Source organism: uncultured Tateyamaria sp. (assembly GCF_947497045.1).
Lineage (GTDB): Bacteria > Pseudomonadota > Alphaproteobacteria > Rhodobacterales > Rhodobacteraceae > Tateyamaria.
Map to the genome: position 1 here is coordinate 50030 of NZ_CANMEU010000007.1, position 21587 is coordinate 71616.

At 61.2% G+C, this 21587-nt stretch carries 20 protein-coding genes; 11 read left to right on the forward strand and 9 right to left on the reverse strand.

Features of this window, described 5'->3' with window-relative positions:
• Positions 1-34: 34 nt before the first annotated feature.
• Together Q0859_RS14405 and Q0859_RS14410 are read left to right on the forward strand one after the other, a co-directional pair.
• A complete protein-coding gene (locus Q0859_RS14405) occupies positions 35-697 on the forward strand; it encodes an SDR family NAD(P)-dependent oxidoreductase (RefSeq protein ID WP_299152198.1) in 663 nt (220 codons plus the stop codon).
• Entirely contained in the window at positions 694-2220 is a 1527-nt protein-coding gene (locus tag Q0859_RS14410; protein ID WP_299152199.1) for a cryptochrome/photolyase family protein, read from the forward strand. The genes Q0859_RS14405 and Q0859_RS14410 overlap by 4 nt, the downstream gene beginning before the upstream one ends.
• 39 nt (positions 2221-2259) lie before the next feature.
• Here the strand turns inward: Q0859_RS14410 and Q0859_RS14415 are convergent, their stop codons facing one another.
• Together Q0859_RS14415 and Q0859_RS14420 are read right to left on the reverse strand one after the other, a co-directional pair.
• Positions 2260-2949 carry a hypothetical protein gene (locus Q0859_RS14415; protein ID WP_299152200.1) on the reverse strand — a complete coding sequence of 230 codons (690 nt, stop codon included), beginning with the start codon at positions 2947-2949 and terminating at the stop codon, positions 2260-2262.
• A gap of 5 nt (positions 2950-2954) precedes the next feature.
• Complete coding sequence (locus tag Q0859_RS14420; RefSeq protein ID WP_299152201.1) at positions 2955-4352, reverse strand: 2-isopropylmalate synthase; 1398 nt, start codon at positions 4350-4352, stop codon at positions 2955-2957.
• Positions 4353-4606: 254 nt separating this feature from the next.
• On the opposite strand from Q0859_RS14420, the gene Q0859_RS14425 reads away from it, so the two are divergent.
• Together Q0859_RS14425 and Q0859_RS14430 are read left to right on the forward strand one after the other, a co-directional pair.
• Complete coding sequence (locus Q0859_RS14425) at positions 4607-6265, forward strand: NAD+ synthase (RefSeq protein ID WP_299152202.1); 1659 nt, start codon at positions 4607-4609, stop codon at positions 6263-6265.
• Positions 6266-6363: 98 nt separating this feature from the next.
• Positions 6364-7383: a Hint domain-containing protein gene (locus Q0859_RS14430; protein WP_299152203.1), complete on the forward strand. Its 1020-nt coding sequence runs from the start codon at positions 6364-6366 to the stop codon at positions 7381-7383.
• Positions 7384-7465: 82 nt separating this feature from the next.
• Here the strand turns inward: Q0859_RS14430 and Q0859_RS14435 are convergent, their stop codons facing one another.
• Positions 7466-8395, reverse strand: a complete 930-nt coding sequence (locus Q0859_RS14435) for an MBL fold metallo-hydrolase (RefSeq protein WP_299152205.1) — start codon at positions 8393-8395, stop codon at positions 7466-7468.
• Between the two features lie 95 nt (positions 8396-8490).
• On the opposite strand from Q0859_RS14435, the gene Q0859_RS14440 reads away from it, so the two are divergent.
• The 3 genes from Q0859_RS14440 (at position 8491) to Q0859_RS14450 (ending at position 11771) form a co-directional block, all read left to right on the forward strand.
• Positions 8491-8910, forward strand: coding sequence for a DUF1801 domain-containing protein (locus Q0859_RS14440; RefSeq protein ID WP_299152206.1), 420 nt, complete (start codon positions 8491-8493; stop codon positions 8908-8910).
• Between the two features lie 68 nt (positions 8911-8978).
• A complete protein-coding gene (gltX, locus tag Q0859_RS14445) occupies positions 8979-10301 on the forward strand; it encodes a glutamate--tRNA ligase (protein WP_299152208.1) in 1323 nt (440 codons plus the stop codon).
• A gap of 78 nt (positions 10302-10379) precedes the next feature.
• Positions 10380-11771: an MATE family efflux transporter gene (locus Q0859_RS14450; protein ID WP_299152211.1), complete on the forward strand. Its 1392-nt coding sequence runs from the start codon at positions 10380-10382 to the stop codon at positions 11769-11771.
• On the opposite strand, the gene Q0859_RS14455 is transcribed toward Q0859_RS14450, so the two are convergent.
• The 4 genes from Q0859_RS14455 to Q0859_RS14470 all read right to left on the reverse strand — a co-directional run bounded on the left by Q0859_RS14455 (position 11751) and on the right by Q0859_RS14470 (position 16437).
• Entirely contained in the window at positions 11751-12290 is a 540-nt protein-coding gene (locus tag Q0859_RS14455) for a gamma-glutamylcyclotransferase family protein (RefSeq protein ID WP_299152213.1), read from the reverse strand. The two genes, Q0859_RS14450 and Q0859_RS14455, sit on opposite strands and share 21 nt — an antisense overlap.
• Positions 12287-13156, reverse strand: a complete 870-nt coding sequence (locus Q0859_RS14460; protein ID WP_299152214.1) for an inositol monophosphatase — start codon at positions 13154-13156, stop codon at positions 12287-12289. The genes Q0859_RS14455 and Q0859_RS14460 overlap by 4 nt, the downstream gene beginning before the upstream one ends.
• A 66-nt stretch (positions 13157-13222) precedes the next feature.
• Positions 13223-15751, reverse strand: coding sequence for an FtsX-like permease family protein (locus Q0859_RS14465; RefSeq protein WP_299152215.1), 2529 nt, complete (start codon positions 15749-15751; stop codon positions 13223-13225).
• The gene (locus tag Q0859_RS14470) at positions 15748-16437 is read right to left on the reverse strand and encodes an ATP-binding cassette domain-containing protein (RefSeq protein WP_299152216.1); all 690 of its coding nucleotides are present in this window, start codon (positions 16435-16437) and stop codon (positions 15748-15750) included. Before Q0859_RS14470 ends, Q0859_RS14465 begins: the two co-directional genes overlap by 4 nt.
• 51 nt (positions 16438-16488) lie before the next feature.
• Between Q0859_RS14470 and Q0859_RS14475 the strand changes: the two genes are divergently transcribed.
• The gene (locus Q0859_RS14475; RefSeq protein WP_299152218.1) at positions 16489-17124 is read left to right on the forward strand and encodes an arylesterase; all 636 of its coding nucleotides are present in this window, start codon (positions 16489-16491) and stop codon (positions 17122-17124) included.
• On the forward strand, positions 17108-17740 hold the full coding sequence (locus Q0859_RS14480) for an SOS response-associated peptidase (RefSeq protein WP_299152220.1): 633 nt from the start codon (positions 17108-17110) through the stop codon (positions 17738-17740). The genes Q0859_RS14475 and Q0859_RS14480 overlap by 17 nt, the downstream gene beginning before the upstream one ends.
• A gap of 171 nt (positions 17741-17911) precedes the next feature.
• On the opposite strand, the gene Q0859_RS14485 is transcribed toward Q0859_RS14480, so the two are convergent.
• Entirely contained in the window at positions 17912-18118 is a 207-nt protein-coding gene (locus Q0859_RS14485) for a cold-shock protein (RefSeq protein ID WP_299152221.1), read from the reverse strand.
• A gap of 292 nt (positions 18119-18410) precedes the next feature.
• Here Q0859_RS14485 and Q0859_RS14490 point away from each other — a divergent pair, with 292 nt between their 5' ends.
• Positions 18411-19733 (forward strand): NAD(P)-dependent oxidoreductase, encoded by a 1323-nt coding sequence (locus Q0859_RS14490; protein ID WP_299152222.1) that lies wholly within the window; start codon positions 18411-18413, stop codon positions 19731-19733.
• 11 nt (positions 19734-19744) lie between these two features.
• The gene (gene preA / locus Q0859_RS14495) at positions 19745-21052 is read left to right on the forward strand and encodes an NAD-dependent dihydropyrimidine dehydrogenase subunit PreA (protein WP_299152223.1); all 1308 of its coding nucleotides are present in this window, start codon (positions 19745-19747) and stop codon (positions 21050-21052) included.
• A 5-nt stretch (positions 21053-21057) separates the two neighbouring features.
• On the opposite strand, the gene Q0859_RS14500 is transcribed toward preA, so the two are convergent.
• Positions 21058-21525 carry a hypothetical protein gene (locus Q0859_RS14500; RefSeq protein WP_299152225.1) on the reverse strand — a complete coding sequence of 156 codons (468 nt, stop codon included), beginning with the start codon at positions 21523-21525 and terminating at the stop codon, positions 21058-21060.
• Positions 21526-21587: the final 62 nt, after the last annotated feature.

The window sequence follows — 21587 nt, forward strand, 5'->3', positions numbered from 1 at the left end:
TGATGGATCGTGAATGCCATCTAGTTTGGCCTTGATGAGCAGTGTTTTGATTATTGGGGCGTCGGGCGGCATTGGGTCCGCTTTGGCAGATGGGTTTGCTGCGCGTGGTGCGCAGGTGGACCGCCTGTCGCGTTCGGGTGACGGGTTTGATGTGACGGATGCCGGGTCGGTTGCGCAGCATTTGTCGGGGCGTGGTCCGTATGAGCGCGTGATCGTTGCGACCGGCGCGTTGGAGATTTCCGGGGCGGCCCCTGAGAAGACCATCAAGGGGTTGGATCCGCATGCGATGGCGGATCAGTTTGCTTTGAATGCCATCGGGCCTGCACTGGTATTGTCTTATGCCCATGCGTTGCTGTACCGGGACCGCCGTTGCGTGTTTGCGGTGTTATCTGCCCGTGTCGGGTCGATTGGGGACAACCGCATTGGGGGCTGGATCAGTTATCGCAGTGCCAAGGCGGCAGTGAACCAGATTGTGCGCACTGCCGCAGTTGAGTTGGCCCGCACGCACAAGGGCGCCGCTGTTGTCGCCCTGCACCCGGGCACTGTGGAAACCCCGTTTACCGAGAAATATCTGGCCCGCCATCCTTCGGTGCCTGCCGCTGAGGCGGCACAGAACCTGATCGGGGTGATGGACGGGCTTGGCCCCGCGCAAACGGGTGGCTTCTTTGACTATTCCGGGGCGGAGTTGGCGTGGTGAGCCGGTTGATCCTGGTTCTTGGGGACCAGTTGAGTATGGATGTGGCCGCACTGACGGCAGCGGACAAGGACGCGGATGTCGTCGTCATGGCCGAAGTTGCCGAGGAGGGCAGCTATGTGCCCCACCACCCCAAAAAGATCGTGCTGGTATTGGCCGCCATGCGCAAGTTTGCAGCACGTTTGCGCGATGAAGGCTGGCAGGTTGCCTATACCGAGTTGGACGATACCGACAATACCGGGTCCATCGTGGGGGAGCTGATCCGGCGCGCCGATCAGTTCGGGGCGAGCGCTGTCATTGCCACAAAGCCCGGTGAGTTTCGGTTGATCACAGCGCTTGAGGATGCGCCCTTGTCGCTGACGATGCTGGAAGACGACCGTTTCATCGCTTCTCATGCGATGTTCGAGGGCTGGGCACAGGGGCGCAAGGCACTGCGGATGGAGTATTTCTATCGCGAGATGCGCCGCGAGACGGGTCTGTTGATGGAGGGTGATGAGCCAGCGGGCGGCAAGTGGAATTACGACCATGACAACCGCAAACCTGCGCCGGATGACGTCGATTTTTCCGGGCCGATGCAATTCACGCCTGATGATGTGGTTGAGGACGTTCTTGATCTGGTCGAACGTCGTTTTGGCAACCACTTTGGCGACGTGCGCCCGTTTTGGTTTGCCACGGATCATGGTCAGGCCCGCCGCGCCCTGGCGCATTTTGTGAAACACGGGCTGGCCAAGTTCGGCGATTTTCAGGATGCGATGCTGGCGGACAATCGGTTCCTCTATCACGCGCTGGTGTCGCCCTATCTCAACATCGGTCTGCTTGACCCGCTTGAGGTGTGCCACGCCGTTGAGGACGCGTGGAAGGCGGGGGATGTGCCCATCAACGCGGCCGAAGGGTTCATTCGTCAGGTCATTGGTTGGCGCGAATATGTGCGCGGGATCTATTTTCACGAGGGGCCAGGCTATGCGGGCCGCAACGGGTTGGGTCACACCCGTGATCTGCCCGCGTTTTTCTGGGGGTCCGAGACCCGGATGCGCTGTGTGTCCAAAGCCGTCGAACAGACGGGGGCCGAGGCCTATGCCCACCATATCCAGCGTCTGATGATCACGGGCAACTTTGCGCTGCTGGCCGGACTTGATCCGGGGCAGGTGTCGGAGTGGTATCTGGCCGTATATGCGGATGCGTTTGAGTGGGTCGAGGCCCCTAATGTCGTGGGCATGTCGCAATTTGCGGATGGGGGCGTGATTGCCTCAAAACCCTATGTGAGTTCAGGGGCTTACATCAATCGCATGTCGAATTACTGCAAAGGGTGCGCCTATAAGGTGAGCGTCAAGACGGGCGAGGGGGCGTGCCCGTTCAACCTGCTTTATTGGCATTTCCTGGATAGGCATCGGGATCGGTTTTCAAACAATGCGCGCATGGGCAACATGTACCGTACGTGGGACCGGATGGGTGATGAGAAACGCGCGACTGTGGTGCAAGAGGCCGATGCGTTTTTGAAACGGATGGAGGCAGGCGAGGTGGTTTAGGCGCTGTTTGCGTGACCTGAACCCCTGAGAGTCTGGTCCCTATTGGTCTTGCGCCACGCAGCTCTCGAAACCTTCAATGTCGCGCGTTTCGCTAATTTTGGCGCTGCATGTCGACACTTTCTGCACGCATTCCACATCCAGCTTGGGGAGCTGACAGGCCGTCATCGCAGCCAGCAATGCTTGGGAGGCCGCATCCTCCCACTCGGCCCCGGCAGGTGTGCCGTTCATCGAAATCCCAAGCGCCTGGGCAACGGCCTGTTCGGCCCCGGCCATGGCCCAGGATGTCGTGACTTGGGTGTCGTCCGCCTGCGTGAGTGTCACGGATAGGGTGGGCGCTTCGAGAATGTCGTGGAAGGTGCCGAATGCGGGCGCTTGCCCTTCGCCGTGCCAGAGCCGGTCGCGCATTTGGCGTCCGTTGCTCAGCGCATATTCCACAACCCGGCCCCGTTCATCGCGGGCCTCAATGGGCTTGGGGTCAGCGCCTTCGGGGGTCAATGTGGCAATCGCTCCGGTCGTGGCCAGATCGGTGGCACCCTCGGGCAAAGAGATCAGCGCATAGACCCGTCCGACAGGGTTGCGATAGAGGTGCAGTTGATACCCATCCGCGTTTGTAGTGGTCGCTGCGCGTGTGTCATAGCTGTCAAACGGGTCCGTCCATGTGGGTGCGTAAGTCCAGTCCGCAAGGGCCGGCCCGGCGATCAGGCACAGTATCCAGATCAGATGCCGCATCACCCTCAGCTTTCGTCGTTGAGCGCGCCGCTCTCCCATTCGCCGGTGGCCTCTTCGCCCGTGGCATAGCGCATGGTGCCGACGCCCTGGCGTTTGCCGTTCTTGAAGGTGCCTTCGTAGATGTCGCCGTTGGCGTAGGTGGCGATGCCCTGCCCGTCGATCTCGCCGCGTTCCCATTGGCCTTCATAGATGAAGCCGGATGCCATCTCGATCTTACCTGTGCCGTGGCGCTGTCCGGCTTCGAACTGCCCGACATAGGTGGTGCCATCGGGATAGGTTGCGGTGCCCGTGCCATGGCGTTGCCCGTCCAGCCAGTTGCCCTCGTAACGGTATCCATCTGCGTAGGTCATTACGCCTGCGCCGTGGTTGCGCGCGTTCTTGAAGCCGCCCTCATAGACAACGCCGTTGGGATAGGCGGCGCGCCCGGTGCCTTCGATCACCCCTGCGACCCAATCCCCTTCATAGGTCGAGCCATCGGTATAGGTGATTTTGCCCTTTCCGTTGGCCAGATCATCCTCGAACGTCCCCTCATAGACGGCGCCGTCGGGGTAGGTGACGCGGCCTGCGCCATCAATCTGCCCCTCGGCCCACTGCCCGATATAGGTATAGCCATCATTGCCGATAAAGGTGCCTTGGCCGTGGCGGCGATCGTCTGCGAATTGCCCTTCGTAGACGTCACCGTTGGCATAGGTGACCCGGCCTTTGCCTTCGCGGCGGCCTTCAACGAGATTGCCTTCGTAGACGTCTCCATTGGGTTGGGTCAGGGTGCCTGTACCGTCGATCTGCCCGTCCTCCCACAGGCCCACATAGACAAGGCCGTCCGGCATGGTCAGCGTGCCGTTGCCCTCGCGTTTGCCCGCTTCGATCTGCCCGTCATAGACTGCCCCATCCGGGTAGGTGATCACGCCGATGCCCTGCTTGATCCCGTCGATCCAGTCGCCTTTGTACTCGTACCCCCCTGGGCTTTGCATCACGCCTTTGCCGTGGTGCTTGGCATTGCGAAACTGCCCCTCATAGCGCACCCCGTTGGCATAAAGCGCGACGCCTTCGCCAACGATCGCGCCTGCCTCCCATTCGCCCTCATAGGTGCCGCCATCGGCGAAGGTGATTTTGCCAAACCCGTCCGGTTTGCCCTTGGAGAAGTTGCCCTGATAGACCGAGCCATTGGGAAAGCGTGCGGTGCCTTCGCCCTTGATTTCCCCGTCCACCCATTCGCCGGAATATTCGTATCCGTTGGGCAGCCGGTACGTGCCCTGACCATGTTGCAGCCCACCACGAAACGCGCCCTCATAGATGCCGCCATCGTCATATTGTTTGGTCTGCACGTTCCCTGATTGGGCCAGCGCGCCGCTGGCGAGGGCTGGAACCAGAACAAGGCCGAAGATCAGGCTGTGCAACGACATGGAGTACCCCTTGGAGTTAGGTCAGCTTGCCCACCCATGGCCAAGCCCGCCAAAGCGTAAGACAGGGCGCGGCAGGGGGCAATGGGGTTAACCAAATGGTGTTGGGCGGCGCAGCTCTGGTCGGGGTGGGCCAGTCCCCTGCCTTTTGGCTTTGCCCTGTGAGGTTTTCAACAGGGGTGTGCTGTGTGCGCATGTTGGGTTTCCTTGGCCCCGCTTTCTGCTACATCACCCGCAACGGTGAAGGAGCGCCCTATATGGCTGAGACATTCCGCATTACGTTGGGCCAGTTGAACCCGACCGTGGGCGATATTGAGGGCAATGCCGTCAAAGCGCGCGCCGCATGGGAAGCGGGCCGTGATGCCGGTGCTGATCTGGTCGCGTTGCCCGAGATGTTCATCACTGGCTACAATGCGCAGGATCTGGTGCGCAAACCGGCCTTTTTCACCGCCGCCATGCAGGCGGTCGAGGATCTGGCGGTGACTTGCGCGGATGGCCCCGCCCTCGCGATTGGGTGCCCTTGGGCCGAAGGCGCGGAGTTGTTCAATGCCTACCTGATTTGCAAGGGCGGCAAGATCGCGAGCCGTGTGCTCAAACACCATTTGCCCAATGAAACAGTGTTTGATGAGGTCCGTATCTTCGATGCCGGGCCTTTGGGTGGCCCTTATTCCGTGGGCAACACCCGCGTCGGTAGCCCCATATGCGAGGATGCGTGGCATGGTGACGTGGCCGAAACGCTGGAAGAAACGGGCGCGGAGTTTTTGCTCGTGCCGAACGGCTCACCCTATTACCGCGACAAGTTCGAAACCCGTCTGAACCATATGGTGGCCCGTGTCGTCGAAACCGGTTTGCCGCTGATCTATCTGAACATGGTGGGGGGGCAGGACGATCAGGTCTTTGACGGGGGCAGTTTTGCGCTGAACCCGGGTGGCCAGTTGGCGGTGCAGCTGCCGGTGTTTGACGAGGTTGTCGCCCATGTCGATCTTGAGCGGGGCCCTGAAGGGTGGCGTGTTGTGGACGGCCCCAAGACCCACCATGCCGACGAGTGGGAGCAGGACTACCGCGTCATGGTCACCTCTTTGCGCGATTATTGCGCCAAGACCGGGTTCAAGAAGGTGTTGCTGGGCATGTCGGGCGGGGTGGACAGTGCGCTTGTGGCGACCATTGCGGCGGACGCCCTTGGCCCCGACAACGTGCGCTGCGTGATGTTGCCCTCGGAATATACCTCGCCCCATTCGCTTGAGGATGCAGAGGCCTGCGCCAAAGCGTTGGGTTGCCGGTATGACTATGTGCCCATCACCCAGACCCGCGCGGCTGTGACCGACACCCTTGCCCCGCTGTTTGAGGGCCTCGATGAAGGGCTGACCGAGGAAAACGTGCAAAGCCGCATTCGTGGCCTGTTGCTGATGGCGCTGTCCAACAAGTTTGGCGAGATGCTGCTGACCACGGGCAACAAGTCCGAAGTCGCGGTGGGCTATGCGACGATCTACGGGGATATGGCGGGCGGCTATAACCCGATCAAGGACCTTTACAAGACCCGCGTGTTCGAGACCTGCCGCTGGCGCAATGCCAATCTGCGCGACTGGATGAGGGGCAATGGGGGCGAGGTTATTCCCGACCGGATCATCACCAAACCGCCCTCTGCCGAATTGCGCGATGACCAGAAAGACAGCGATAGCTTGCCGGACTATCCCGAACTGGACTCGCTACTGGAGATCCTGGTGGATCAGGACGGGTCGATTGCCGATTGCGTCGCAGTCGGGTTTGATCGGGATGTCGCGCGCAAGATTGAAAAGCTGATTTATCTCAGCGAATACAAACGCTTTCAATCCGCCCCCGGCGCACGGTTGACCAAGCGGGCGTTCTGGTTGGATCGACGATATCCAATCGTCAATCGCTGGCGCGATCCCAGTTGATTTGCGGAAAATTGCGCTGACTTTTTTGCAAGGCCCGGTCCGCATTTAAGGGCGCGTCAGGATATTTGCTGCATGCAGGATCCCGTGAAGGGGGACGTATGCCGACGACGTTTTATGCCGAGGATTCTGAGTTTGGAACTGCGACCGGGTGGGATTCGTCCGCTGCGGACGGGACAGCTGTGTTTGACGAGCGGATGTCGGGCAGTCGCAACCTGGTGATCACCCCGCACGGGGAGGATGACAGTGGGCAGTTTCGTCTGGGTGACAGATATGCGCTGACATTCAACCGTGCAGTCCTCGAGGATACGGTGGTGATCCAAAGAGAGATGCGACCGGGACGTGTGGGCGCGATTGTGTTTGAGGGGACAAAGCCGCAAGGCACCGTCATGCGAGTCGTGTGGACCCCGGACTTTGATCTGACCGGGTGGCATGAGGCGCATAAGGCTGCGGGTCGGTCCACCGGATTTTATTGCACCTGCCAGGGTGAGGAAAACCATCGGTTTGCGTGCTTTGCAGAGGGATCCCTGATTGACACCTTTGCAGGACCGCAACGGGTTGAGGATCTGAAACCGGGGGTGTTGATCCAAACCCGTGACAGTGGCCCGCAGCCGCTGTTGTGGATGGCCCGGTCGAATGTGCCGGGGATGGGCCGGGCCGCCCCCGTGACGATCCGAACAGGAACGCTTGGTGCGACGGTGCCCGTCCGGGTCTCTGCCCGGCACCGTCTGCTGATTTCGGACATGCGATGCGAGGCATATTTCGGGACGTCACAGGTGATGATCGCCGCCCGCCATCTGGTTGATGGACACGGGGTGACGCGGGAAAGCACGGGCAGAATCACCTACCATCACCTGCTGCTTGAGCGGCACGAGGTGATCCGCAGCAGTGGTGTCCTCAGTGAAAGTATGTTGCTGGGCGACGACCTTGAAGGGGTGATGGGGGCTGAAAGTTACCGCAGATTTGCATCGGTGTTTAGCGGGTCCTATCCTCGCCAACGCGTCTACAAACCGGCGCGCCGGATACTGGAACCGTCGGATGCGCGGATGATCCGTGATATTCTCGGGCTTGCGCCCGAAGATATAACAGTCCCCCCGCCCAGCTTTCTGTTCGCGGCTTAGTGGTCAAAACGAAAAAGGCGGAGGACACCTCCGCCTTACATGCACGATATCGTAAGGCGGAGGTGTCCTCCGCCCCGTTCGGTTACAGCATCAACTGATAGCTGTGCGCGGCATATCGATAGCCGCCATCGCCGTTCTTTTCGACATAGCCGATGCCGGGCCATGGCATATGATACCCGACAAAGGCCGTCTTGTCGGCGGCCATCATGTCCAGCAGACGTTTGCGCGTGACGGCGGCGGCCTCTTTGTCCATGTCAAAGCGGACCTCCCAATCGGGATGGGCCAGCGACCAGACATAGTGGTTGGCAAAGTCGGCCCCGATGATCAGCTGCGTGCCGCCATCCTCGACCATATAGGTCATGTGACCGGGTGTATGCCCAAAGGCGGCCATGGCCGTGATCCCGGATGCGGGTGATCCGCCGTCGTCCAGCATCGTCATCTGTTCGGCCAATGGGCGCACTTTACCTTCGAAGTTTTCGTTGTCGGCCTTCGCCCAGGCGTCAAATTCTGTGCTGCCGGTGATGTAGGCAGCATTGGCGAAGGTGGGGGTGCCATCGGTCGACAGACCCCCGATGTGATCACCGTGCATGTGGGTGAGGACCACCTTGTCGACCTGATCGGCGGTGTATCCGGCGGACTCAATCGCCTGCACCGTGGCCGCACCTTGCAAGCCCGTGTCAAACAGCACCAGCTCGGAGCCGTTGTTCACCAGCGTTGGCGTGAAAAAGAACTGGGCGGCGGTTGTCGACAGGCCAGCCTCGGCGGACACGGTATCAAACGTCTCTTTGTCGACGTTCATCCCGAAAATGTCGTGCGGGTTTTCGACAGGTCGGGTACCCGCCAACAACGTGGTGACTTCGAAATTGCCCACTTTCACGCGGCGAAAGTTGGATTGTGCGACACCCAGCATCGGGGCTGCGGCACGGGCAGAGGTGACGCTTGCAGCGGCCAAAGGAAGTGCGGCGGCCCCCAATAGGGCGGTCCGACGAGAGAATTTTGAGGAATGGGACATGGGTGCTATCCTTGCATATGAGACTCTCAAGATAGCCCAATTTTGCAACTGTCACGGGCTTTCACGTAAAAATTATCGACCGGTGAGGGGCACTCATGGGCGACGACCCCGACCTTGCGTTTCAGGCGTGGCTTGAAAACCTGTCACCCGCGCGCCGCCAGGACGAGGCGCGCACCCTGGACGGACTGTTTCGGCGGGCCACCGGATTTGATCCGCATATGTGGGCAAATGGTGTCATCGGATACGGTGCCTATGATTACACCTATGCCTTGGGGCGGTCCGGCACGTGGTACGCCACCGGCTTTGCCCCACGCGCCGCCAAGCTGAGTATTCATATTCTGCCGGGCTATACCGATTTCAGCGATATCCTTGCGCGCCTTGGCCCTCACACCAAAGGCAAATCCTGCGTTTACATCACGGGGCTGGATCGCATTGATCCCAATGTGCTGGTCGTGTTGATCGAGGCCGGTATTGCAGATCTGGCGACCTATTGGCCTGTTCGTGCCGCACCGTGAGGGCGCAAAACTGGACAAGCCAGCGGCCCTATGACAAGGCAGGCGACAAGAGCCCGGAGAGCAAAAAAATGATCACCACCCGTTTCGCCCCATCACCCACTGGACACATCCATGTCGGGAACCTGCGCACGGCGCTGATGAACTATCTCATCGCGCGCAAGGCCGGTGGCACCTTTATCCTGCGTATTGACGACACCGACCCCGAGCGGTCGAAGGAAGAATATGTCGATGCCGTCAAGCAGGATCTTGAATGGCTGGGCCTGCATTGGGACAAAGTCGAACGCCAGTCGACCCGGCTTGATCACTATGCTGCGGCTGCGGACACATTGCGCACCAATGGCCGCTTTTATGAGGCGTTCGAAACACCGGTCGAACTGGACCTCAAGCGCAAGAAGCAACTCAACATGGGCAAACCGCCCGTGTATGATCGTGCGGCCCTCGCGCTGAGTGAGGTCGAACGCGACGCCCTGCGTGCCGAGCGCGGGCAAGGGGTGTGGCGTTTCAAGCTGGATCAGGCCCGGATTGAATGGACCGACGGCATTCTGGGCGATATCAGCATTGATGCGGCCAGCGTGAGTGACCCGGTTTTGATCCGTCAGGACGGTCAGGTCCTTTATACCATTGCCTCTGTTGTTGATGATATGGAGATGGGCGTGACGGATGTGGTGCGTGGGTCCGATCACGTGACGAACACGGCCACCCAGATCCAGATTATCGAGGCCTTGGGCGGAACTGCGCCGCGCTTTGCCCACCATTCCCTGTTGACCGGCCCGCAGGGCGAGGCGCTGTCCAAACGTCTTGGCACGCTTGCCTTGCGCGATTTGCGCGCGCGCGGCGTTGAGCCGATGGCGCTGTTGTCGTTGATGGCCCGTTTGGGCTCGTCCGACCCTGTCGAGTTGCGCACTGAAATGGCGGATCTGATTGATGGGTTCGACATTGAACGCTTTGGGTCTGCCCCCACCAAATTCGACGAGGCGGATCTGTTTCCGCTGACTGGTCGGTATCTGCAATCTCTGCCGATGGCGGCGGTGCAGACCAAGATCGACGTATTGGGTGTGCCGGCCGACATGGCCGAGCCGTTCTGGCTGGTGATGCGCGACAATATCGAGACGCTGCATGATCTGGATGCCTGGTGGGCGCTGTGCCGTGATGGAGCAGAGCCTGTCATTGATGCCGAGGACGAGGCGTTCTTGGCCGAGGCGCTGACGATGCTGCCCCAAGCGCCCTTTTCGGCGGATACATGGGGCACGTGGACGGCTGCCGTCAAAGAGGCCACGGGCCGCAAGGGGCGCGGATTGTTCATGCCGTTGCGCAAGGCTCTCACCGGGCAGGCCCATGGGCCGGATATGGCGGCCCTGATGCCATTGTTGCAGGTCATAAAGGCACGCTGATCATGTCCCTTCCCCTGCGCGCGCGCCGACAGCGGCCCTCGGGGGAGAGTTTTTCAGGACCAAAGGCGGAGCGACCCCGTGGCTGAGGGGCGGGCCAAGTTCCTGTCCGGCTCGTTGCTGCGCCATGTGACGGTGATGTCCCTGACCTCGGCGGTGGGGATCACGGCGGTGTTTCTGGTCGATTTCATTGACATGATTTTCATCTCGATGTTGGGAAAGGCTGAGTTGGCGGCGGCCATCGGCTATGCCGGGTCCATCCTGTTTTTCACCACGTCCTTTTCCATCGGCATGGCCATTGCGGTGGGTGCGCTGGTGGCCCGCTCGCTTGGGGCGGGAAACGAGGATGCCGCGCGGGCCAGCAGCACCCATGGGCTGATTTACGGGGTCGGGTTTGGGGGGCTGTTTGCCCTATGTGTCTGGTTGAATATCCCTACATTCGTGCGCTGGATCGGGGCCGAGACGGAGACAGCCGCGCTGGCCGAGACCTACCTGCGCATCATTGTGCCGTCTCTGCCGTTTCTGGTTGTCGGCATGATGGGGGGTGCCATTCTGCGCGCCCACGGAGATGCGCGTCGCGCGATGATGGCGACGATCTATGGGGGCGGCATGAATGCGGTGCTGGATCCGATCCTGATCTTTGGTCTGGGCCTTGATCTGACTGGAGCAGCGCTGGCGTCGGTGGCTGCGCGGGTCGTTATCGGCGTGACCGCCCTGGTCCCGATTTATCGCCATCACGGCGGATTGCCGCGCCCGGACCCCGCGGCGATGTGGCAGGACCTGCGCCCGATGATGATCATCGGATGCCCTGCGATTCTGACCCAATTGGCGACCCCCGTGGGGCAGGCGATTGTTACCCGGTCCATGGCGCAATACGGGCTTGAGGCCGTGGCGGGGATGGCCATTGTGGGGCGCTTGATGCCCGTGTCGTTTGCGGTGGTGTTTGCCCTGTCGGGTGCTGTGGGTCCGATCCTTGGCCAGAATTACGGGGCGCAACGCTTTGATCGGGTTCGGGCCGGGTTCAACGCTGCGCTGATCTTTGCCGCTGGTGTGATCGTGGTGATTGCGCTTGCGTTGTTCGGGCTGCGCGATCTGATCGCCGACCTTTTTGGGGCGACCGGTGTGACCCGCGAATTGCTGTTCCTGTTTTGTGGCCCCCTCGCTTTGCTGTTTTATTTCAATGCGGTGCTGTTCGTCAGCAATGCCGCCTTCAACAATCTGGGGCACCCGTTTTATTCCACATGGATGAATTGGGGGCGCAACACGGTCGCGATCATCCCGTTCGTTTGGCTGGGTGCGTATCTTTATGGTGCGCCGGGTGTGTTGATTGGCCAATCCCTTGCAGGGGTCGTGTTCGGAGGCTTGGCGTGGGTACTTGCCCGCCGTGTCATCGTGCAAGAGGGGCCACAGGCTGTGCGTGGCCGCTTTGATCGCGAGGGGCGTCTGATGTCCCTATTGCACCTGCGCAAGTAGGCGATCCGTCAGCGCGCGTTCCTGCGGGTTGAGGGTTTGCGCACGCGGATAAAGGGGTTGTGCCCGATCATCCAGCACCGGCGTATCCCACCCATCTGTGGTTGCGAAAAATGCTTCGGCCCCGGCGGGCCCGAACTCGTTCGCGAATCCCTGCACCACCACATCAAGATAGCTCAGAAGGATGTGGTGCGCACCGCCCACGCGCTGATCCTGGACGGGCACCTGATATGCTGCGATGTCGCTGGCCGGTGCGTTGTGTGTGATCTGCCCGCTGACATCCCGACGCGCATAACCGGTTTCACGCAGATCAAGCGCCGCCCAATCGGCATTTGGGACCGCGGCGATCAGACCATCAATGCTGTGTCCGGGGCTTGGATGGATGGACAGGAACACCACATCGCGCACCTCGGTGCGTACCCAAACGCGTCGCCAGCCGTTCAATCGGGCGGCTTGGGTTTGTGGATAGCTTTGGGTTGCACGATTGACGAGGCTGCCATAGCCAAAGAACCAGGGTGTCATGCGCTGTCCTTGAGCCCTTCGAAATGGGTGGCGATGGTGTCCCAAACCTCGGGGGAGGAGGCGGTCAGCAGATACCCGGTCGAGACGGTTGCGTCATAGGCCCTGCCGTCCAGCATGGCCGTCTTGCCCCCGGCTTGCTGGCAGATCAGCGCACCTGCCGCATGGTCCCAACTGTTGAGGTGGCCTGACAGGACAAAGTCCACGGCCCCCGTCGCCAGAAGGCGATATTCATGCGCCGAACAGCGCAATGACCCGACAAAGGCGATGTCGCCGACCTTGCTCCACATCACGGCGCGATGTGCGGGCGGCATCAGCCGGATATGCATGTATCCGGCAAGTTGATCCAGTGGTTTGGCCGCGCTTGTTTGAATGGCCCGTTGTCGCCCCGATTGCATCTGCCAAAGCGCGGGCGAGGTGCTGTCGGCCATGATCGCGTCATCGCCGACGGGGTCGTAGATCAGCCCGAACACAGGTTGCCCGAACCGGCAGACTGCGACCATCGTGCCGAACAGCGGCATGCCCTTGGCGAAATTCCATGTCCCGTCCACGGGGTCGATGATGAAGGACAGTTCCGCCTCACCCACCCCATCGAGCAGCTTGGGGTTGGTCGAAACCGCCTCTTCCCCGATCACCAGCGCGTGGGGAAAGGCCATTTGCAAGCCGCGTGTGATCATCGCTTCGGCAGCTGTGTCCGCCTGGGTGACCAGATCGGTCTCGTCACGCTTGGTGTTGATGTCACCCGCATCAAGGCGGCGAAAGCGGGGCATGATCTCGGCCCGGGCGGCGCGGCGGATCAGGTTCAGCACCTGGGTTTTTTGCGCGGGCGTCAGAGGGGGCGTGATGGGCATGGGCAACTGGTCGGTCATGGCAGGGCCTTCGGCTCGGATGGTTGTGTATTGTGTGACAGTGCGCGCGCGTTGGCGCAACGCGGCTTATTCGCGCCCCCGCAACACCTGGGCGGGCCGCGCCGCAAGCGGACCCCATGCAAAGGCCAGCCCGGCGATCAATGTTGCAACCACGCCGCCGATGATAATCGCGAGGGCCGAGGGCCAGATGATCATAAAATCGGTGTCCATGACAAAGCGGCTGACCGCCCATCCCCCCGCGATGCCGGCGGCGAGCGCGACAGCCCCTGCGCCCAGTCCCAACAGGGCGGCGCGGGTGGCAAAGCTGATCAGGATCCGCCGCCGCGTCGCCCCCAATGTCTTGAGCACTGCGGCCTCATAGGTGCGGGCCTGAGTGCCCGCTGCCGCTGCCCCGATCAGGACGAGGAAACCCGTCAGCAAGGTCGCCGCCGCGCCATAGGACGTGGCTGCCGCCAGCCCGGCCAGCACATCGCTGACCCGGTCAATGGCATCGCGCACCCGGATGGCCGTCACGTTGGGATAGGCATTTGCGATGTCGCGCAGGATTTGGGTTTCCGCCCCCTCGCTGGCATAGACGGTCGAGATGAACGTGTGCGGTGCGCCCTCCAGCGCGCTTGGATTCATGGACAGGATGAAGCCGATCCCGGCAGTCGAAAAGTCGACTTCTCGGAAGGAGGTGATCGTGCCCGTAATGTCGCGCCCAAGGATGTTGATGGTCATGGTATCGCCCAAGGACAGGCCCATCTCTTCGGCCTCTTCGGCGGCAAAGCTGATTTGAGGCGGGCCGACATAATCGGCGTCCCACCATTTGCCTGCGGTGATCCGGGTGTTTTCCGACGGGGTCGCGGAATAGGTGATCCCCCGGTCGCCCGAGATCACCCAATGATCGCCAGCCACCTCGCGCGCGGGTGTGCCGTTGATTTGCGTGACGATGCCGCGCAGCATGGGTGCGCTGTCGATGCGACTGACAGCAGGGTCGTTTTCCAGCCGCTCGGTATAGCCCTCCATCTGGTCACGCTGGATATCGACAAAGAAATAGCTGGGGGCGATATCGGGCAGGTTGCCTGTGATCGCATTGCGCAGGTTGCCGTCGATCTGACCCACGGCGGCCAATACGGACAGGCCCAGCCCGAGGGACAGGACAACCGATGCGGCCCCCTCGCGTGGCCCCGAGATCGCCCCAAGCGCCCATCGCAGCGCGGGTCGTCCCCGCGCGCGGGGGGCCAGCAGGCGCGACAGCCAACGGATCAGGACCGCTGCCAATGCCAGCAGGCAGAGCGCAAAGGCAATGCCCCCCGCCGTCCAAAGCGTCAGTCGCCACGTGCCGGAAAACAGGCCCGCCAACCCGATGAGTGCGGCCAGCCCAAGGGTGATCCAGATCAGGTAACGCGCGCTTGGCAGTAGTTTGGCAGTGCCAAGCGCGTCGCGAAACAGGGTGGCGGCGCGCACGTCTTCGGCGCGTGCCAGCGGCCACAGGGTGAAGATGAAGGCGGTGAGGAGGCCATAGATCGCAGCCTCGATCAGGGGTGCTGGATAGAGCGCAAAACTGGCGGGGATCGGCAGGCGCGCCTCGATGATCGGGGCCAGAAATATGGGGGCGAGCGCGCCCAAGCCCACCCCGATGATGATGCCAAGCAGGGACAATGCACCGATCTGGAGGAAATAGGTTTGAAAGATCGTCGCGCGTTCTGCGCCCAAGGTCCGTAATGTCGCGATCACGCTGGTTTTCTCGGCGAGGTAGGATCGCACAGCAGCCGATACGCCCACGCCACCGACCGCCAGTCCAGACAAGCCCACCAGCACCAGAAACGCCCCAAGCCGGTCGACGAATTCGGCGACACCGGGCGCACCATTGCGCGCATCCGTCCAGCGCAAACCGCTGTTTTGAAACTGTGCCCTCGCTTGGGTTTCGAGTGCCGCAAGGTCGGTGTCTGGCGGCAAGGTCAGACGATACTTTGAGTTGAACAGCGTCCCCGGAGCCAGCAGCTCGGCGTTGGCGAGGCTTGTGCGCAACACGATGGTGCGCGGCCCAAGGGCGAACCCGCCCGCCGCGCTGTCAGGTTCGCGGGCCAGTTGGGCGGTCAGAATGAAGTCCTGCGTGCCAAGTCGGAACGTATCCCCGACCACAAGGCCCAGACGATCAATCAAGGCCCGTTCCATCACGGCGCCGGGCAGCCCGTCTTGGGGGGCAAGCGCCTCGACCAGGGGGATGGCGGGGTCCAGTTCGACCGTGCCGATCAATGGATAGGCGCTGTCGACCGCCTTGATCTGGGTGAGGCCGCGTTCCGCGCCGTCTGGCCCATCAACCACGGCCATCGACCGAAAGTCCGCGATTTCCGACACGTCCGTTGCGATGCGGTCCATCCATGCCCGTTCATCTTCGGTTGCGAAGCGGTAAGTGAAATCAAGTTCCGCATCGCCGCCAAGCAAGGCGGCCCCCTCGCGGGTCAATCCCGCCTCGATGGCGGAGCGGACCGAGCCGACGGCTGCGATGGCGGCAACCCCAAGCGCCAGACAGGCCAGAAAAATGCGAAAGCCGCTGAGGCCGCCACGCAATTCGCGGCGGGCAAAACGGGCGGAGATGGCGAGGCTCATTCTGCGGCCTTGACCTGTGGTGCGATGGCCCCGTCGGCCAGGCGGATCACCCGGTCGCAGCGTGCAGCCAGATCAGGGGCGTGGGTGACCAGCACCAGGGTCGCCCCATGCCGATCGCGCAAGGAAAAGAGCAGATCCATGATCGCAGCCCCGTTGACCCCATCAAGGTTGCCTGTCGGCTCATCCGCCAGCAGGATTTCGGGCCGCGTGACTGAGGCGCGCGCGAGGGCCACGCGTTGTTGTTCGCCCCCTGACATCTGGCTGGGATAGTGCCCGGAGCGGTGGCCCAGACCCACGGCGTCCAATTCCGTCTCGGCCCGGGCGAAGGCATCGCGCGCCCCGGCGAGTTCGAGCGGCGTGGCCACGTTTTCGAGGGCCGTCATGGTGGGGATCAGGTGAAAGGATTGAAACACGACGCCCATATGACCGCGCCGAAAGCGGGCCAGCGCATCCTCGTTCATGGCCGTCAGATCCTGGCCAAGGGCGCGAACCGAGCCGCCCGTGGCCCGCTCCAGCCCGCCCAAGATCATCAGCAGCGACGACTTGCCGGACCCGGACGGGCCCACAAGCCCTACGGTTTCACCCCGCGCGATCTCCAACGTGATCCCGTGCAGGATATCGACCCGTCCGGCATTGCCATCAAGGCTTAATGCCGCATCTTTGAGCGACAGGACTGGATCGGACATGCGAGAGACCCTTTATTGTACAATACGAACTCATATGGAGGCTGGATTGGCATGGGCAAGGTGATGGGCGCGATTGTCCTTATTTTCTGGGCAGGTTTTGCGATGGCCGAGAAGGTCACGATTGCGGCCTTGGGGGACAGCCTGACCCAGGGCTATGGCTTGCCGGTCGAGGACGGGTTTGTGCCTCAGCTTGAGAATTGGTTGCAGGATCAGGGGCAAGACGTTGCTGTTATCAACGCCGGTGTTTCGGGGGATACGACCGCGGGTGGGCTGTCACGCATTGCATGGACGCTGACGCCGGATGTGGATGCGTTGATCGTGACCCTTGGTGGCAATGATCTGCTGCGCGGAATTGGCCCTGAGGTCAGCCGCGCCAATCTTGATGGGATTGTCGCGGCCGCGCAGGAGGCGGGTGTGGCTGTGCTGTTGGTCGGGATGCAGGCACCGGGGAATTATGGCCCGGACTACAAGGCGGCGTTCGATGCGATGTATCCCGAGATCGCCGAGGCTTACGGCGTGCTGTATCTTGAGAGTTTCTTTGCCGGGTTGGGTGGAGCGGGGACGGACCCCGCATCGTTGCGCGCGTACATGCAGCCTGATGGCATACATCCCAACGCAAGCGGTGTGCGCGAGATTGTGCAAGGCATTGGGCCGCAAGTTGTCGATTTGATTGCGCAGGTCCAGTGAGGTGCCGGGCCGGTTTTTCCTGACGGATGGTGTCGAGGATCTGATGGCTGAGTTGGGTGTTTCCGGTGCGGATTTACCTGCGATGCCCCCTCGTCACAACATTGCGCCGGGGCAGGAGATTGTCGTTTTTGATGGCGCGCTGCACCTGATGCGGTGGGGGATCGTCCCGGTGGGCCGCGTGAATGCACGCGGGCGGCCGGTGATGGAGCAGATCGTCAACGCCCGGTCCGAGACGGTATTTGACAAGTCAGCATTTGATGGGGTGGGTCGTGCGGTCATCCCGGTGAATGGCTGGTATGAGTGGACGGGTGAAAAGCGGCGCAAAACAGCGTGGCGGATTGCCCCCGGAAGTGGCGGGCTTTTGTACTTTGCCGCGATCACAGATGTCTGGACGGCCCCCGGCGGATTGGAGGTGCCGCAAGTGGCGTGCGTGACCTGCGCGCCGAATGCCGATGTTGCCCCGATCCATCACCGGATGGGGGTTCTGCTGGCGCGGGATGATATAGCCGTGTGGCTGGGCGATGACCTTGATGCGGCAAAGGCGTTGATGGTGTCATGGCCTGCGGGTCGTCTGGATATCACCGAGGCAGGCGGTGTTGACTGGACCGGGCCGTGATCTGACGGACGCGCCCGCGCGCGACACGATATTTGGGGGCTCCGCCCCGTCCTTGCGGACTCCCCGCGGTATTTTTGGTCAAAAGAAGGGCAGGGAGGTCTGGTTTTCGTGTCTGGAAACGAAACAGGCGGCACATCTGACTGCACCGCCTGCAAAAAGATGTATACCCGATCAGGCGAGTGCGATGTTCACAGCGCTTTCGCGGCCATCCCGGCCTGCTTCGAGGTCGAAGGTGACTTTTTGGTTGTCGGCCAGACCTGTCAGCCCGGACCGCTCAACCGCCGAGATGTGCACAAAGATATCCTTGCCCCCATCCTCGGGTGCGATAAAGCCGTAGCCTTTGGTTGTGTTGAACCATTTGACGGTGCCGTTTGCCATCGTCGGTACTCCTAAAAATTGATCTGCCCGCAACATGCGGCAGCTTGGCGTTGTCATTTAGATCGAGTGACTGAGCCGATAGGAGCAGTGGGTCGATAGATGATGTAGCACTTTTTCATATGGTGCAAGGTCTGTCCTTTGCAAGTATTTCGCGAATGTCGGAGGATTGTGGCGGGTTGCTGCTTCTTTGGGGATGCGGCGCATTTGCATCATCAATCATATTTTTACCAGTTGATAAAATTATTAGCCTGTGAGAGCGTTCGGGTTGAACAGATGTTGTGACGGAGCGACCATGGCGCATTCCCCTTTTTCACCCGGTGTTACGGCGGGTCGTTTGGACGCTGATGCCTATCAGGACAACTTTGCCGATCTGCACCCTGCGCTTGATCCGCATGAGGCTTTGGTTGCTGCGGATCGCTGTTATTTCTGCCATGATGCGCCGTGCATCACAGCCTGCCCCACCGACATCGATATCCCGCTGTTCATTCGCCAGATCGCGACCGGAACACCGGATGCCGCCGCCAAGACCATCCTGACCCAGAATATCATGGGTGGCATGTGCGCGCGCGTCTGTCCGACCGAGACCTTGTGCGAAGAGGCCTGTGTGCGCGAGGTGGCTGAGGGCAAACCCGTCTTGATCGGGCAATTACAGCGCTATGCGACCGACCACTTGCAGGCGCAGGATGCCCACCCGTTCGCCCGCGCGGCTGCGACGGGCAAGATGGTGGCCGTTGTTGGTGCTGGTCCTGCGGGTCTGTCTTGCGCGCACCGGCTGGCGATGTTGGGCCATGAGGTTACTGTTTATGATGCGCGTCCCAAGCCCGGTGGGCTGAACGAATACGGCATCGCGGCTTACAAGACCCCCGGTGGTTTCGCACAGGCCGAGGTGGAGTGGTTGCTCAAGATTGACGGTATTTCCATTGAATATGGCAGCGCGCTTGGTGCCGATATATCCCTTGATGGGCTGAAAGCGCAGTTCGATGCGGTGTTTCTGGGCATGGGGTTGGGCGGCGTGAACGCGCTGGCCATCGATGGCGGGGACAAGGACGGCGTTTTGGATGCGGTCGATTTCATTTCGGATCTGCGCCAGGCCAGGGATGTGGGTGCGCTGCCTGTTGGCCGCGATGTCGTGGTCATCGGTGGTGGCATGACAGCGGTGGATGCGGCGGTGCAATCCAAATTGCTGGGGGCCCTGAATGTGACGCTTGCCTATCGCCGGGGCCGGGATCGCATGAACGCCTCTGTTTTTGAACAGGACCTTGCCGCCAGCAAAGGGGTGCGGATCATGACCCATGTGGCCCCGGTCGCGCTGCATGGCGACGGATCCGTGCGTGAAATCGAATTTGAGTATATGAACGACGACATGAGCGGCACGGGTCAGACCGTGCGTATCCCCGCCGATCAGGTGTTGCGCGCCATTGGGCAGACCCTTGAGGGCGATGGCCTGCCAGCCCTTGAAGGCGGCAAGATCGCGGTGACCGCGACCGGGCAGACGTCGGTTGACGGAGTTTGGGCCGGGGGCGATTGCGCCGCTGGCGGGGATGATCTGACGGTGACGGCTGTGGCCGAAGGCCGCGATGCGGCGATGGATATTCACGCCCGCCTGACAGCATAGGGAGACGGATGATGGCCGACCTGACAAGCACTTTCGTAGGGATTACGTCCCCCAATCCGTTCTGGCTGGCATCCGCCCCCCCCACGGACAAGGAATATAATGTGCGCCGCGCGTTCGAGGCCGGTTGGGGCGGCGTGGTCTGGAAAACTCTGGGCGAGGCTGGCCCGCCGGTGGTGAACGTCAATGGCCCTCGCTATGGTGCGGTTTATGGGGCGGATCGCCGCCTTTTGGGTCTCAACAACATCGAGTTGATCACTGATCGCGACCTTTATACCAACCTTGAAGAGATCAAGCGCGTCAAGGCTGACTATCCTGATCGCGCGATGATCGTGTCGATCATGGTCCCTTGTGAGGAAGAGGCATGGAAAGCGATCCTGCCGCTGGTGGAGGACACGGGTGCCGACGGGATCGAACTGAACTTTGGCTGCCCCCACGGGATGAGTGAGCGGGGCATGGGTGCCGCTGTCGGTCAGGTGCCTGAATATATCGAAATGGTGACACGCTGGTGCAAGCAGTACTATTCCAAGCCTGTCATCGTGAAACTGACCCCCAACATCACGGATATCCGAAAACCTGCCGCAGCAGCCAAGGCGGGCGGGGCGGATGCGGTCAGTCTGATCAATACGATCAATTCGATCACGTCCGTGAACCTCGATAGCATGTCGCCCGAGCCGTCGATTGACGGGATGGGCTCGCACGGGGGTTATTGCGGACCGGCGGTCAAACCCATCGCGATGTCGATGGTGTCCGAAATTGCGCGCGATCCCGAGACATCCGGCATCGCCATTTCCGGTATCGGTGGGATCACCACCTGGCGCGATGCGGCCGAGTTCATCACCTTGGGTTGTGGTAACGTGCAGGTCTGCACGGCGGCGATGACATACGGCTTCAAGGTCGTTCAGGAGATGATCAGCGGTCTGTCCGAATGGATGGATGAAAAGGGGCACACCAGCATTGATGATTTCCGCGGTGCGGCGGTGCCCAATGTGACCGATTGGCAGTACCTGAACCTGAACTATGTGGCGAAGGCGCTGATCAACCAGGATCTCTGCATCTCGTGCGGGCGCTGTTATGCGGCCTGCGAAGACACCTCGCATCAGGCGATTTCGATGTCAGATGATCGTGTCTTCGAAGTGATTGATGATGAATGCGTTGCCTGCAATCTGTGTGTCAATGTCTGCCCGGTCGAGGATTGCATCACGATGGAGGCGATGACCCCCGGCACCATCGACCCGCGCACCGAAAAAGTGGTCGAGCCGGACTATGCCAACTGGACAACGCACCCCAACAACCCGGCGGCGACAACCGCCGCCGAGTAGGCGGATCAGACCGGCACGCCCTCACTTGAGGTGTCGATTTGGCCGGTGTTTTCCACACCTGCTGTCGTAAATTCACGTGTTCGGACCGGCGTTCCCACGGCTTCAATCAACTGCTCAAGGCGTCTTTGTTGCAGGGATGCTTCGGCAAAGCGGCGCGCCTCGGCTTCCGCTTTGACCGGGTCATCGGTCAGCTTCGCCTCAACAACGGATTGGGCTGTGCTGGCCTGCGGTTCTGCCGTCAGGTCCGCTTTGGCGGATTGGCCGCGCTGATCCGTGACCGTCTGCGTGGCCACCACCGCACCGTTCCCTGTTTCAGATGTGGCGGTTGGTGGGCTGGTGTCGGAAGGTTCCGCGGTGCCTTGGGCGGGCGGTGTCTCTTGGGTCTGATCCGCACGCGACGGCTCGGTTTGTGATTGCGAGGATTGGGACGGTTGCGAAAAGCCGCCGCCACCCAAAATCGGAAGAAAACTCATAAAATCCACTCATTGTCTTGCGCCCCCACGCATGTCGAGTTTTTGCTGGAAGAGATGAACAA

What these genes read in the sequence shown, in the direction of transcription:
- Q0859_RS14405 (WP_299152198.1), top strand. Translation starts at nt 35, where the DNA reads ATGAGCAGTGTTTTGATTATTGGGGCGTCGGGCGGCATTGGGTCCGCT.
- Q0859_RS14415 (WP_299152200.1), bottom strand. Translation starts at nt 2,949, where the DNA reads ATGCGGCATCTGATCTGGATACTGTGCCTGATCGCCGGGCCGGCCCTT.
- Q0859_RS14420 (WP_299152201.1), bottom strand. Translation starts at nt 4,352, where the DNA reads ATGTCGTTGCACAGCCTGATCTTCGGCCTTGTTCTGGTTCCAGCCCTC.
- Q0859_RS14425 (WP_299152202.1), top strand. Translation starts at nt 4,607, where the DNA reads ATGGCTGAGACATTCCGCATTACGTTGGGCCAGTTGAACCCGACCGTG.
- Q0859_RS14430 (WP_299152203.1), top strand. Translation starts at nt 6,364, where the DNA reads ATGCCGACGACGTTTTATGCCGAGGATTCTGAGTTTGGAACTGCGACC.
- Q0859_RS14435 (WP_299152205.1), bottom strand. Translation starts at nt 8,395, where the DNA reads ATGTCCCATTCCTCAAAATTCTCTCGTCGGACCGCCCTATTGGGGGCC.
- Q0859_RS14440 (WP_299152206.1), top strand. Translation starts at nt 8,491, where the DNA reads ATGGGCGACGACCCCGACCTTGCGTTTCAGGCGTGGCTTGAAAACCTG.
- gltX (WP_299152208.1), top strand. Translation starts at nt 8,979, where the DNA reads ATGATCACCACCCGTTTCGCCCCATCACCCACTGGACACATCCATGTC.
- Q0859_RS14455 (WP_299152213.1), bottom strand. Translation starts at nt 12,290, where the DNA reads ATGACACCCTGGTTCTTTGGCTATGGCAGCCTCGTCAATCGTGCAACC.
- Q0859_RS14460 (WP_299152214.1), bottom strand. Translation starts at nt 13,156, where the DNA reads ATGACCGACCAGTTGCCCATGCCCATCACGCCCCCTCTGACGCCCGCG.
- Q0859_RS14465 (WP_299152215.1), bottom strand. Translation starts at nt 15,751, where the DNA reads ATGAGCCTCGCCATCTCCGCCCGTTTTGCCCGCCGCGAATTGCGTGGC.
- Q0859_RS14470 (WP_299152216.1), bottom strand. Translation starts at nt 16,437, where the DNA reads ATGTCCGATCCAGTCCTGTCGCTCAAAGATGCGGCATTAAGCCTTGAT.
- Q0859_RS14475 (WP_299152218.1), top strand. Translation starts at nt 16,489, where the DNA reads ATGGGCAAGGTGATGGGCGCGATTGTCCTTATTTTCTGGGCAGGTTTT.
- Q0859_RS14485 (WP_299152221.1), bottom strand. Translation starts at nt 18,118, where the DNA reads ATGGCAAACGGCACCGTCAAATGGTTCAACACAACCAAAGGCTACGGC.
- Q0859_RS14490 (WP_299152222.1), top strand. Translation starts at nt 18,411, where the DNA reads ATGGCGCATTCCCCTTTTTCACCCGGTGTTACGGCGGGTCGTTTGGAC.
- preA (WP_299152223.1), top strand. Translation starts at nt 19,745, where the DNA reads ATGGCCGACCTGACAAGCACTTTCGTAGGGATTACGTCCCCCAATCCG.
- Q0859_RS14500 (WP_299152225.1), bottom strand. Translation starts at nt 21,525, where the DNA reads ATGAGTTTTCTTCCGATTTTGGGTGGCGGCGGCTTTTCGCAACCGTCC.